Origin of the sequence: Methylocystis sp. H4A (genome assembly GCF_015709545.1) — a bacterium.
Classification (GTDB): Bacteria; Pseudomonadota; Alphaproteobacteria; order Rhizobiales; family Beijerinckiaceae; genus Methylocystis; species Methylocystis silviterrae.
In genome coordinates this window covers 144,730-155,947 of sequence record NZ_JADNQY010000027.1, presented here as the reverse complement: position 1 = coordinate 155,947, position 11,218 = coordinate 144,730, and the positions used below count along the sequence as shown (strand labels likewise).

Here is an 11,218-nt window from a genome sequence, read left to right as displayed (position 1 = left end):
GCGCGGAAAGGTGCGCAGCGGTTTCCCGTTCAGCGACGCGCAAAGGACAGAGCCATGAAGCCGGCGACGCGTGGGTTCCAGACGCCGCCGGAGATCACGCGCTACTTCGAGCAGAAGAGCCTCAAGCCGGCGTTCTCCTGGCAGGATGTCTGGGGCCAGGAGCATGCTTACGCCTTCACCGTCGCCAAGGCGGTCGACCTTGAATTGCTGACGCTCTTCAAGACCAGCATTCAGCGCGCGATCGACAAGGGCGAGGGGTTTGAGAGCTGGCGCGAGAAGCTCATTCCAGAGCTGCAGGCGCTCGGCTGGTATGGCAAGCGCAAGGTCGACGATCCGACCGGCAAATGGAAGAGCAAGATCGTCGACTTCTCACGGCCGGCGCGGCTCGAAAATATTTTCTGGTCGAACGTGCGCACGGCCCGCGCCGCCGGCCAGTGGGAACGCATTCAGCGCACGAAGTCGGGTCTCCCCTATCTCCTTTATGTGAGGACTGCGAGCACCAATCCGCGCGAGCAGCATCTCGCTTTCGTCGGAATCATGCTGCTGGTCGACGATCCCTTCTGGTCGACCCATTTCCCGCCCAACGGCTGGGGCTGCAAATGCAGCGTCCGCCAAATCACCCGCTTTGAATACGAGCGGCTGGCGGCGACGGGAGACTATCTGTTAGAGCCGCCCACGATCGAAACGAGGCCTTTCATCAACCGCCGCACTGGCGAGGTCACATATGTGCCCGTCGGCATCGATCCCGGCTGGGGAACCAATCCCGGATTGTCGCGCGCGAAGACGCTCGTCGACAATGTCGCCGCGCGGCTGGAGGCCGCCGGCGAGGACGCAGCGCGCAAGCGCATCGCCGAGATCGTCAATTCGCCCGCGCCGAAACTCCTCATGGGAATCGGAGAGCCATTAGCCTTGCCCGTTGCGACGGCTGGACGCTTTCTTGAGGACATGCGCGCGAAGTCGCGCCTCATTGTCGCGTTCAACGCCACGATGTCTCGCAAGGTCAAAAAGCACGAGCATGTCGATCCTGACAGCTTCCGGCTCGTGCAGCAGATAGTCGACGGTGGCGAAATCATCGACGAGGATCGGGGAGAGGATTTTCGGACTCTCGTCGCTGAGATCGAGGGCGCGTGGTGGAAGCTCGTCCTCAAACGATCGGCGCAGCGCTTCTTGCGCGTGCAAACGTTCCTGCGAACCAACTCGCACGAAATTGGGCGGCTCCGCCGCAAACAGGAGCGGATTGGCAAAACGAAGGCGGGAGAAGCGTGACGGGGAGGACGACACCCCTCCGCGGCCTAGAGGCGGCCGGCTGCTCGGATTTTGCGCCGTCACGACCTCCGATATAGGCCGATCGCCGCGCCCCTTCAACGGCCCGAAATGAGAACCCCCAGAAACGGCCCGCCGGCGCCCGAGTCCAAAAATCCGCTGCGTTGCTCCCCGCGGTTTCAAAAAGCGCGCCCACGGCGTTCAATGGGCCTTTAACGTCGATTTTAGGGGGAAGGGATTGGGCCCGGCGGGCCTCGGCGTTCATTTCACGCCGCTGAGGGCAAAAATCGCTTCGCGGGTTCGGCGCGTCGCGTGATCAGAAAATTTTCGTAGCCAAGCAGCCCGACGCGCAAGCGCAGTGTGCGCGCATGCAGAACGCTCCGCAAGCCGATTTCGCAATCCACGCGCTCGCCGCCGCGCTCCCCGTCGGGGACGCGCCGCCGGAGTGGATCGCGATTTTTCCGCAGGTCGGCCGGATCGATACCCGCGATGGGAGAACCTACGATGTAGACGCTGCGGCGCTGATTGCGCGCTTCAAGGCGGATGGCGTCGCCGTGCCGATCGACGTCAATCATTCAACCCATCATGCGGCGAGGACCGGCGCGCGCGCCGACGCGGTCGGCTGGATCAATGAGCTGCGCGTCGAAGGCGGCGCGTTGCAAGGCAAAGTCGAATGGCTGGCCGAAGGCAAGTCGCTACTTGCCGCCAAGTCCTATCGGTTCATCTCGCCGGACTTCTTCCACACGTCTGAAGGCGTGACGACTTGGCTGCGCTCGGTGGCGCTCGTCACGGCGCCCGCCCTCGGCGGCCAGAAGGCGCTCGCCGCCGCATCTTCCCAGGAGTCGAAAATGGAAAAACTTGCCGCCGCGCTAGGCGTGACCGCCGGCGCGAATGAAGCCGCGCTGCTTACCGCGCTCAACGCCGGCTTCGTGCCGAAGGCGGTCCATGACGAGGCTGTCTCCAAACTCTCCGCATCCGAGACGAAGCTCAAGGACATCGAAGACGCCAACCGCAAGGCGCACGTCGACGCGCTGATCGAAAGCGCGCTGAAGGACAAGAAAATCCTGCCAGCGGAGAAAGATCATTACGCGCAGCTCTGCGCGACCGACTCCGGCTATGAGAGCGTCAAAGCGCTGCTCGCGGCGAAGTCTCCGGCGCTGACCAAGTCCGGGCTCGGCGAGAAGAAGGAGCCCGGCGACGGCGCGATGCCCGCGCCGGCGCTGCTCGCCGCCGAAGCGCAAAAGCTCGTCGCAGACGGTAAGGCGCTCAACATTTTCGACGCCGTCGCGGCGCTCGAAAAGAAATATTCCGCCGCCGCCTGACGCGGCCCGCTCCATCTCGAAGAGGCGATCATGAGCGCGAACTCAATCTCCCGCAGCTATGTGGCGGCCGGCGCGATCGGCGCGCGGCTGATCACGAAATACACGAATAATCGCGGCGAGGTCGCGCAGGCGTCGGCGGCGACGGATCGTCTCGCCGGCGTCACCGAACTCGGCGCGGCGGCGGCCAAAGACATGGTCGACGTCGCGCGCGAGGGCATGGACAAGGTCACAGTCGGCGGGAACGTCGCCGCCGGCGACTACCTGACAAGCGACGCCAACGGCAAGGCCGTGAAGGCGGTCGGCATCGCTGGCCAGACGGTTTTCGTCATCGGCCAGGCCGAGGAGCCGGGCGTCGCCAACGACATCATCCATTACACGATCGCGCCGTCGGCCATCGTGCTGCCGGCGTAATCCCTTAACTTATCGAGGTCTCCATGTCTGTCGCCCGCCCCTTCGTCCGCAACGCCGCGATGACCGCCATCGCGATCGGCTACAGCAATCCCGATGTCGCCTATATCGGCGACCGCCTCATGCCGCGGGTGCCGGTGCCGACCGAGCGGTTCAAATGGCTGGAATATCCGCTCGGCCAGGCGTTCACCGTTCCCGACACCAGGGTCGGCCGCAAGGGCAAGGTGAAGGAAGTTGAATTTTCGGCGACGGAGAAGGACGGATCGGTCGAGGCCTATGGCCTGCAGATCGTCGTGCCGCGCTCCGACATCGACGCCGCCAAGGCGCAGCGCGACCAGGGCCTCTCGAACTTTGATCCGCTGCACTATGCGACGGGGACGCTGACCAACATCATGCAGCTCGACCGCGAGCTGCGCGTCGCCAAATTCGCGCAGGACCCCGCGAATTACGATCCGGCCAACGTCACCACGATCGCCAGCGCCGGAGATCGTTTCGACGACCCGGACTCCGATCCCGAGGATGCGATTCACACGGCGCTCGTTGGCGTATTCATGACGCGGCCCAACACCTGCGCGATGAGCGACGAGGTCTGGCAAAAGCTGCGCCGCCAGCCAAAGTTGGTCAAAAAGATCAAGGGGACGAACTTTGCCGAGGGTCAGCTCACCCAGCGCGAATTCGCCGAATATTTCGAGCTGCTCAATCTCCTGATCGGCACGAGCTGGGTCAACGCCGCTCGTCCCGGACAGGCGCTCGACATGAAGCGCGCCTGGGACAAGCACATCGCCTTCGCTTTCATCGACCGTTCGGCGCGGCCGGAGGGCGGCGTGACCTGGGGCTTCTCGCCGACATTCGGCACGCGCTTCGCGGGCAGCATGGTCGACACGGACGTCGGCCTCGAAGGCGGCGAGGTCGTGCGCGTCGGCGAGCATATCAACGAGCTTGTCGTCGCCAGGGCCGCCGGCGCGCTCATCGTCAACGCGATCAGCTGAGGCACCTGATGGCCACGAACAACGAACAGGACGCCGCCAAGGCGGTCGCCGCCAAGAAGGCCGCCGAAGACGCGGCGGCGAATAAGAAGCAGACCTTCGTCGCGACATTCAGGTTGCTGCTCGACGGCTCTTATGCGGCGCCCAGCGAGAAGGTGAAGCTCTCGCGCGAGCAATATGAAACGCTCAAGCGCCTCGGCGCGATCGAGGGCGACTGGAAGTGAATTCGCGCCGACGATCGCCGGCGCCCGTCATGCCCGAAGACCAAATACCCAGGGCGGCGCGGGGTCCAAACTCGCGCCGCGAACAAGGGCGCGAGGAGGAGCAATGAAGCCGACGATCGGACGCATCGTCCACTACTATGTCGAGGACGCCCACAAGCAGACGTCCGGCATGGGTCAAGGTCCCTATGCCGCCATCATCACCCGCGTCCATAGCAACGTGATCGTCGATCTGATGGTGTTGCAGCCGGCCGACGTTCGCCACGCCGGCAGCGTGATCAAGCTCGAAGAGGCTTCCGAAGATTCGGTGAGCTACTGGACCTGGCCGCCGAGGATCTGATGGCTGAACCCTTCGCCACGACCGCCGACGTCCAGACGCGCTATCCAAGCGACGCGGCGCTGCTTTGCGCCGATGAGGCGACACGCGAGCCGGACTGGGCGCGCTTCGACGCGGCGCTCGCCGACGTCTCTATGGAAATCCGCATCATCCTGCAGGCCCGCTATACGAGGGCGCAGCTTAATGATCTCGACGCCGAGTCGCTTGGCGCATTGAAGCTCTTCGCGATCGACATGGCGATGTATCGCGTCGCCGTGACGTTTGCGCGCTCGACCGAAGAGATCAAGACACGCTACGACATCGCGGTCACGCGGTTAGAGGGCGTCGCTTCCGGCAAGAAGGGCTCGCTCACGTTCAACTCCTCGGGCAGCGGATCGGTCGACGGCGCGACGACGACGGGCTCGCCTGGCGAAGCGATCGTCATCGCCCCCGAGCGCCAGTTCTCGCGCGCCTCGATGAGGGACTGGTGATGGACTTCGGCGTCAAGATCGAAGTCGACAAGCATGATCTCGCCGCGATCAACGCGCTGGTGACGGGTCTTTCCGACTTCGACGCTGCCCCGCTCGTCGAAGAGATCGTGCAGCTTGGCGAAAACCAGACGCGCAAGCGCATCGAGAGCGGCGGGCCAGGTCCTGACGGCACGAAATGGCCGCCGAATAAGGAAGGCACGCCAATCCTTTTTCGCACCGGCCGCCATCTGCATGACAGCATCGCTTCCACCTCATCGGGAACGAGCGGCGAATGGGGCGCGGCCTGGGAATTTGCGCATGTCCACCAAGACGGCGCGGTCATTACGCCAAAAACCGCCGGCCGCCTCGTCTTCATGCTCGGCGACAAGCGCGTCTTCGCCAAGAAGGTGACGATCCCGGCGCGTCCCTTCGTTGGCGTGTCGGCGGAAGACGCCGAAGAGATCAAGGAGCTTGTCACTGATTATTTCGGGAGGCTCCTGCCTTGACGACGCTCACCCGCGCCGAGCTTCTAGCCAATGCCCGCGTCAAGGGATTGCGCGACGCGATCGTTTTGAGGCTTAAGTCGCGCTTCGTCGATCTCGACGTGAAGTCGCATCTCGGCAAGCTCGACATCAGCGACGTGCTCGAAAAGGGAATTTTCAATCCGCCCTCGATCGCCGTCGCGGCGACGCGCACGAGGCCCGATGGGCGACTGTCTGGCGCTGACGATTTCGTCGTCGACCTCACCGCCTATGTCGTCACCGAAGATCTGCTCGTCGGCGGCCGGCGGGTCGAGCGCGACGAAATGGCGCTCGCGATCTGCGAAGGCCTGCTGCTGTCGCTGACCGATGACGACTTCACGCGTTGGAACGTCGAGGACGTCGGGCCGCCCGAAGACGCCGAGGGCAAGCCGCTCTTCACCATCAAGGCCGTCGCACAAGGCGTCGTCTATTACGCCGTGACCTGGAAGCAGACGCTCTTCCATGTCGCGCCGGCGAACTTCTTCACTGGAGGCGACACGTGAGCCTTTACGCCTCCGAGATCCGCCGCCTGCGCCGAGAGTCGGTGCGCGTCAATCGTCGCCTGGCGCTCGCTCATGTCGAGGGACATGTCGCCGAGCGCGACGAAGAGAAGTGGAAAGTGCGGCTCGAACTCGGGACCGACGAGGAAGGCAAGAAGATCCTGTCGCCCTGGGTCAAGCCGCATTCCAACTCTTCGGGCGCCTATAAGAATTCTCCGGCGTTGCCGGCCGTCGGCGACCGCATGCGGCTGCATTCGCCTTCCGGCATCATCGGCGCGGCGTCCTATGCGATCCCTTCGGCCTTCGACGACGAGCTGAAGCGGCCGGACGGCCAGGGCAAGGACGAGGCCGTGCACGAGTTTGGCAAGACCCGCGTGTCGCAGACGCAAGAAAATCTCACGCGCAAGACCGAGAAAACGAGCGTTGCGCAGACGAAGGAAAAGATCACGTCAACGACCGAGAAGACGAGCGTCGAGCAAAGGAAGGACGAGATCTCGATCAAGGGCGATAAGAAATTCGAAGCTGAGGCCGACGAAGCGCGAATTAAGGGCAAGACCACCCGCATCCATGGCGAGAGCATCCAGAATATCAAATTCGTCGCCGGCGACATGACTTATTACATCAACCCGCTCGCGCTCATCGAGACCAGCGCGTGAAGGAGGAGAGGATGAAAAATCCGCAAGCGCCCGAAGAGTCGAAGACCTATGTCACCACCGAACGCGCCGGCTTCGTCGTCGCCGGCCGCCGCATTCCGCCTGTCTATGAGCAGGGCGTACCCGCGCGGCCGACGGTCGGCTTTGAGCTGAAGCTCCTCGACGCCGAGGCCGAGTATGAGCTGGCGCAGAGAACGATCGCGCTCAAGAAAGAACCCAAAAACCCGAAGGCTGAAAAGACCTCTTAAAAGGTGTTCGCATGGTTCGCTATCGGAACGGGATCGACGCGAGAACAGGCAGGCCGCTTTCTGGCCGCGCCCATCTCGAGCAATCGATTATCAAGATCGTCATGACGATCCCGACCGAGCGCGTCATGCTGCTCGACTTCGGCATGAATCCGACGCACCACATCGGCCGCAATATCTCAGCGGCGCTGGCGGCGCGCTTCTACCGCGACGTCATCGTCGCCGTGCACGCCTACGAGCCGGAATATCGCATCCGCCGTCTGCAGCTCGTCGTGCTCGACCGCGTCGGCGCTCTCGGCGTGCTGTTCGAGGGGTCCTATTACCCAGAGGGCCGTTTCGGCAATTACGCGATCGTCGAAGGCGTCGATCTCAACCTGCCGCTGTCCGTCGCCGAATTGCGAGGGGTGGCCTAATGCGCATGGCCTCATCTCAAAACCGCTACGCACTTTTGAGGACCATGCGATGATTGTCCTCTCCGCCGGAACGATCGACCTCTCCCGCCTTCCGGCGCCGGACGCCATCGAGCCGCTGGACTATGGAACGCTGCAATCGGCCTTCTTGGAGCGTTTCCTCACGGTCTGGGCCGCCGCGCGCGCCATCGATCCGAGCCTGCCGCAATATGACGTCCAGACGCTCGAAACAGATCCGGCCGTCATCACCAGCGAGGCGTGGTCATATCTGCGCCTGCTTGATCGCGCGCGCGTTAATGACGCAGTGCGGGCGGTGCTCGCGCCGCTCGCCAAAGGCGACGATCTCGACAATGTCGTAGCGCGCGTCAATATCGCGCGTCTCACCGTCATCCCGGCGAACGAGTCTACACCCGCGGTGATGGAGTCCGACGAACGGCTCCTCCTGCGCTATCTGCTCGCCTTTTCGCGCCCGGCGGCCGGCACGCGGGAGCGTTATCTTTTTGAAGCCTATACGGCGCTCCCGATCCTGCATCACGCCGCCGTCAATGGCCGCGCCGTTCATGGCCGTCGCGGCGACATCGACATCGTCCTCGCCGGGCCCGACGGGCGCGATCTTACCGACGAGGAGATGTTTACCGTTGGCGATCGCCTGCTCGCGGAGGACGTGAAGCCAGAGGCCGTCTCCGTCATTTGCCTGAGAGCCCAGCGCAGGCTCTATGATTTCGCCGGCGCCCTCGTCGTCGCCAAGGGGCCTGATCTGACGGCGGTCACGAGCGAAGCCGAGGCGCGCATTCGCGCCAGCGCCAAGGAGCGCATGAAGATTGGCGATTTCGTGCCGGTCAATTCGCTCGCCGGCGCCGCCTATGGTCCCGGGGTCCTGCGCGCCAGCGCGACGGCGCCGGCCGCCGACGTCTCCGCGAATCCCTATGCAATCCCAATCCTGCGCGACGTCGCTCTCGATGCGGAGGCGCAGACATGAGCCAAAGCATGAGTTCCGTCGGCGATCTCCTTCCAGGCGCGCGCGGACTCTTTGAAGAGGCCGTCGCCGCCGGCATGTCCGACGTTCTGCCGGTTCCGATCGAAGACATCGTCGAAGCGGCGCGGACGCCAGTCGCCTTCCTTCCCTGGCTTGCCGTCCACTATGGCGTGCGGCTGTGGTTTCCCGATTGGCCGGAAGCGCTCAAGCGGTTCGTGGTGGAAGAAGCGCCGGCGGTCAGTTTCACGATCGGGACGCGCGCCGCCGTTCCAGTTTTGCTCGCCTATGTCGACGCCACGCTCATCGACGCCAAGGCCTATCCGCAACGCTTCGTCTTCGGTAGCGCCGTGATCGGCCGCACATCGGTGCGCCATCCGGCCTTCATGGCGCGATATCTCATTCACGTCGAAACGTCGACGCCGCGCATGGGCTTCGTCTACGGCCGCGCCGTTCTCGGCCGCCACGCCGGCCGCGCACCTTCGCGTGAGAAGTTCAAACGGGCGCGCGCGGCGCTGCGCGCGGCGAAGGCGCTCGAGACCGAATATCGCGTCAGTTTCCAGACCAAGCGGCAAATCACCGTCGCCGACGCCATCCCGCTCGACGGGACATATGCGCTCGGCCAATTCATCTCGCGCACGAGGCTTTGACATGGATGTCATGAAATTCAACGAGGCGGAAGTCGCCGAACCGGACGATTGGACGAATATCGGCCTCAGCGCGAGGGCATCTGAAGACGCGCTCGTCGCCGGCGCGATCGACTATCCGGCGCATTGGGCGGACTTCACCGTCTCCAATCCTAATGCGCTCGAACTGATCGTTTCGCCAGGCACGCTCTTTTCCGACGGCGCGCTCTACCGCAACGCCGCGCCGACGACGATCAACATTCAGCAATATCTGCCGATCGTCGCCGGCGACAATCGCTTCCTCGCCCTTCTCGCGGACGGCGCCGTGGAAACGACGACTGAGGAGCGCCTGTTCGAGACGGACGCCGAGACGGAAGCAACCATCTCGCAGCAGGCGCCGAAGGTCGAAAAGCGCAAGATTGATTTCACGATCGCGTTCGGCGCGACATCGCCCACGCCTCTGAAGCCGGCGGTTCCGGCTAATCGCTGCTGCATCGCCTGGGTCGAACTGTCGACGGTCGGCGTCGCCGCGATCGAGCCCAATCACGCCGCGCGCGTGAAAACGCTCTACGAACATGAAGGACGGCTTGTCAGCGTCGAAGGCGAGATCGGCCAAATCTCGGCCTCGGTGCGCACGATCAAAACGGACATCGCCAATATTCAGGCGCGGCTCGGCGACATTCCGAGCCCTGCGATCGTCCGCCAAATGAAGCGATCAATCGCGCAGCTCCTGATCGAGTCCAACGTGCCGCCGGAGGCGCTCGCCTATGATTATGATCCAGGACTCCTCGGCGACAAATGGGATCATCTGCACGCTTCATGGCTTGCGCGCGTCCGCGAGGGCGTGCGTTTTGCCTACGCCGCGGAGAGGGACATGCAGCTCGCGCTCATCGACGACCAGGCGTCGAACATTAAGAAGAGCGGCAATCTCTTGCTGCCGGAATGGACCGAGGAAACGCGGCTCGAGGTCTCCGGCGACGGTGGATCAGTCAATATCGCAGGCGCCGCGCATACGATCGTCACCGCGGTCCAAAGGACGCTCTCGCGGACCGTCACGGAATATGGACCAACAATTACAGGCTGCACTAACGCACAGGAGTGGGCGCGTTACGCGGCGAGTCTGGGCATCGGGGCGCTTTTCACCCTGAACGGCGAGACGTTTGAGGTTGTTTCGTTCTATAACTACGGTCATGGCGGTCATCATTGGGTCGACGCCCGTAAAATCACAAAGCGTCAGGTCACGGAGACCTATTGGGAATACATAACCTCGACGGTCGGACTCAATGGCTCGATCTATGGACAGACGTGGCTGAACACGCAGCCGTCAGTGATCACCAGCATCGATCTTAACTTCACGCTGGCGTCCCTCACCGGTCCTGTGCATTTGCTCCTGTGCGAATGTCTCGAAAACGGCGCGCCGGATTTCAATTACGTCATTGCCCGCGTCGAAAAGCAGCCCGAAGACCTCGTCGTCGGCTGGAACAAATTCGCGCTCGCGCCGACCCTGCTCGACGGCGGCAAGCGCTACGCGTGGGTGACGGTGACGACCGGCAATCATGCGCTCGCCACGGTTTCCGGGAACGTTTTCGCGCAAGGGTCGCGCTTCGTTTGTTCCGACGGCGCCTGGGCGCAGCCGTCTATCGACAGCGATTTTTCCTTCCGCCTCAATTGCGCGAAATTCGCCAGAACGCGCACGACTGTCGACTTCCAGCCGCTCACGCTCGATGACGGCATGACCGAGATCAGGCTGCTGCACGCCGGTTGGGAGGCGGCGGGGACGAATCTCGTCTGGGAGATCAAGGTTCCGTCGATCCCCGACGCGCAATGGCGCCCGCTCACTTTCGACAACGCCGATGGAGCCGACGATCTCAACGGCCTGCCGGCGCTCGTCCAGATTCGCGCCGTCTTCATGGGCACAACCGATTTGCAGCCGGCGATCGTGCTCGACGCCTATGCGCGGGGCATGACCTTCCGCAATCGCGGCGATTATGTCGCGATCGGCGAAATCATCGATTTCGGCGTCGCGACGACGACGGTGCAGACCGACTCGGTGATCGACGCCTTCGATCCGGTCAAGCACACGGCGGCGCCGAAGCTCGTCGTCGGCGCCGTGGTCTACACGCCGGGCGTCGTCACGATAACCGACGAGGAATCGGACAATGGCATTCGGCGGCGTATCCTCGCGACCTTCACCGTCCCCTCGACGTCCCAGGCGCGCTACCGCCTCGATATGACGACGACGGAAGTGACCGACGTTCCCTTCCTCCAGAATCGCGCGGTCTACGCGCTGTAAGGAACCTCGCC

At 63.5% G+C, this 11,218-nt stretch carries 15 protein-coding genes; all 15 read left to right on the top strand.

Translation table 11 applies throughout. From position 1 onward, the window contains the following. Window positions 1-54: 54 nt before the first annotated feature. The 15 genes from IYW40_RS15390 to IYW40_RS15320 all read left to right on the top strand — a co-directional run bounded on the left by IYW40_RS15390 (window position 55) and on the right by IYW40_RS15320 (window position 11,207). Window positions 55-1,266, top strand: a complete 1,212-nt coding sequence (locus IYW40_RS15390) for a phage minor head protein (protein ID WP_196401193.1) — start codon at window positions 55-57, stop codon at window positions 1,264-1,266. Window positions 1,267-1,631: 365 nt separating this feature from the next. Further along, window positions 1,632-2,585 (top strand): phage protease, encoded by a 954-nt coding sequence (locus IYW40_RS15385; protein ID WP_196401192.1) that lies wholly within the window; start codon window positions 1,632-1,634, stop codon window positions 2,583-2,585. Between the two features lie 30 nt (window positions 2,586-2,615). After that, window positions 2,616-2,996: a hypothetical protein gene (locus tag IYW40_RS15380; RefSeq protein ID WP_196401191.1), complete on the top strand. Its 381-nt coding sequence runs from the start codon at window positions 2,616-2,618 to the stop codon at window positions 2,994-2,996. A gap of 23 nt (window positions 2,997-3,019) precedes the next feature. Further along, a complete protein-coding gene (locus IYW40_RS15375; protein ID WP_196401190.1) occupies window positions 3,020-3,982 on the top strand; it encodes a capsid protein in 963 nt (320 codons plus the stop codon). 8 nt (window positions 3,983-3,990) lie between these two features. Beyond that, on the top strand, window positions 3,991-4,203 hold the full coding sequence (locus IYW40_RS15370) for a hypothetical protein (protein ID WP_196401189.1): 213 nt from the start codon (window positions 3,991-3,993) through the stop codon (window positions 4,201-4,203). 103 nt (window positions 4,204-4,306) lie between these two features. After that, the gene (locus IYW40_RS15365; protein ID WP_196401188.1) at window positions 4,307-4,540 is read left to right on the top strand and encodes a hypothetical protein; all 234 of its coding nucleotides are present in this window, start codon (window positions 4,307-4,309) and stop codon (window positions 4,538-4,540) included. Beyond that, the gene (locus tag IYW40_RS15360; protein WP_196401187.1) at window positions 4,540-5,007 is read left to right on the top strand and encodes a phage protein Gp36 family protein; all 468 of its coding nucleotides are present in this window, start codon (window positions 4,540-4,542) and stop codon (window positions 5,005-5,007) included. The genes IYW40_RS15365 and IYW40_RS15360 overlap by 1 nt, the downstream gene beginning before the upstream one ends. Next, complete coding sequence (locus IYW40_RS15355; protein WP_196401186.1) at window positions 5,007-5,492, top strand: phage virion morphogenesis protein; 486 nt, start codon at window positions 5,007-5,009, stop codon at window positions 5,490-5,492. The genes IYW40_RS15360 and IYW40_RS15355 overlap by 1 nt, the downstream gene beginning before the upstream one ends. Beyond that, entirely contained in the window at window positions 5,489-6,010 is a 522-nt protein-coding gene (locus IYW40_RS15350; protein WP_196401185.1) for a hypothetical protein, read from the top strand. The genes IYW40_RS15355 and IYW40_RS15350 overlap by 4 nt, the downstream gene beginning before the upstream one ends. Beyond that, window positions 6,007-6,663: a hypothetical protein gene (locus tag IYW40_RS15345; RefSeq protein ID WP_196401184.1), complete on the top strand. Its 657-nt coding sequence runs from the start codon at window positions 6,007-6,009 to the stop codon at window positions 6,661-6,663. Before IYW40_RS15350 ends, IYW40_RS15345 begins: the two co-directional genes overlap by 4 nt. An 11-nt stretch (window positions 6,664-6,674) precedes the next feature. Next, the gene (locus IYW40_RS15340) at window positions 6,675-6,908 is read left to right on the top strand and encodes a hypothetical protein (RefSeq protein ID WP_196401183.1); all 234 of its coding nucleotides are present in this window, start codon (window positions 6,675-6,677) and stop codon (window positions 6,906-6,908) included. Between the two features lie 11 nt (window positions 6,909-6,919). Then, the gene (locus tag IYW40_RS15335; RefSeq protein WP_196401182.1) at window positions 6,920-7,318 is read left to right on the top strand and encodes a GPW/gp25 family protein; all 399 of its coding nucleotides are present in this window, start codon (window positions 6,920-6,922) and stop codon (window positions 7,316-7,318) included. Between the two features lie 49 nt (window positions 7,319-7,367). Further along, window positions 7,368-8,294 (top strand): baseplate J/gp47 family protein, encoded by a 927-nt coding sequence (locus IYW40_RS15330; RefSeq protein ID WP_196401181.1) that lies wholly within the window; start codon window positions 7,368-7,370, stop codon window positions 8,292-8,294. Next, window positions 8,291-8,938: a phage tail protein I gene (locus tag IYW40_RS15325; protein WP_196401180.1), complete on the top strand. Its 648-nt coding sequence runs from the start codon at window positions 8,291-8,293 to the stop codon at window positions 8,936-8,938. Before IYW40_RS15330 ends, IYW40_RS15325 begins: the two co-directional genes overlap by 4 nt. Before the next feature lies 1 nt (window position 8,939). Continuing rightward, window positions 8,940-11,207, top strand: a complete 2,268-nt coding sequence (locus tag IYW40_RS15320; protein ID WP_196401179.1) for a hypothetical protein — start codon at window positions 8,940-8,942, stop codon at window positions 11,205-11,207. The last annotated feature ends 11 nt before the right edge of the window (window positions 11,208-11,218 follow it).

Excerpts from the sequence above, each read along its gene's own strand:
- IYW40_RS15390 (WP_196401193.1), top strand. The coding sequence starts at position 55 with ATGAAGCCGGCGACGCGTGGGTTCCAGACGCCGCCGGAGATCACGCGC.
- IYW40_RS15385 (WP_196401192.1), top strand. The coding sequence starts at position 1,632 with ATGCAGAACGCTCCGCAAGCCGATTTCGCAATCCACGCGCTCGCCGCC.
- IYW40_RS15380 (WP_196401191.1), top strand. The coding sequence starts at position 2,616 with ATGAGCGCGAACTCAATCTCCCGCAGCTATGTGGCGGCCGGCGCGATC.
- IYW40_RS15375 (WP_196401190.1), top strand. The coding sequence starts at position 3,020 with ATGTCTGTCGCCCGCCCCTTCGTCCGCAACGCCGCGATGACCGCCATC.
- IYW40_RS15370 (WP_196401189.1), top strand. The coding sequence starts at position 3,991 with ATGGCCACGAACAACGAACAGGACGCCGCCAAGGCGGTCGCCGCCAAG.
- IYW40_RS15365 (WP_196401188.1), top strand. The coding sequence starts at position 4,307 with ATGAAGCCGACGATCGGACGCATCGTCCACTACTATGTCGAGGACGCC.
- IYW40_RS15360 (WP_196401187.1), top strand. The coding sequence starts at position 4,540 with ATGGCTGAACCCTTCGCCACGACCGCCGACGTCCAGACGCGCTATCCA.
- IYW40_RS15355 (WP_196401186.1), top strand. The coding sequence starts at position 5,007 with ATGGACTTCGGCGTCAAGATCGAAGTCGACAAGCATGATCTCGCCGCG.
- IYW40_RS15340 (WP_196401183.1), top strand. The coding sequence starts at position 6,675 with ATGAAAAATCCGCAAGCGCCCGAAGAGTCGAAGACCTATGTCACCACC.
- IYW40_RS15335 (WP_196401182.1), top strand. The coding sequence starts at position 6,920 with ATGGTTCGCTATCGGAACGGGATCGACGCGAGAACAGGCAGGCCGCTT.
- IYW40_RS15330 (WP_196401181.1), top strand. The coding sequence starts at position 7,368 with ATGATTGTCCTCTCCGCCGGAACGATCGACCTCTCCCGCCTTCCGGCG.
- IYW40_RS15325 (WP_196401180.1), top strand. The coding sequence starts at position 8,291 with ATGAGCCAAAGCATGAGTTCCGTCGGCGATCTCCTTCCAGGCGCGCGC.
- IYW40_RS15320 (WP_196401179.1), top strand. The coding sequence starts at position 8,940 with ATGGATGTCATGAAATTCAACGAGGCGGAAGTCGCCGAACCGGACGAT.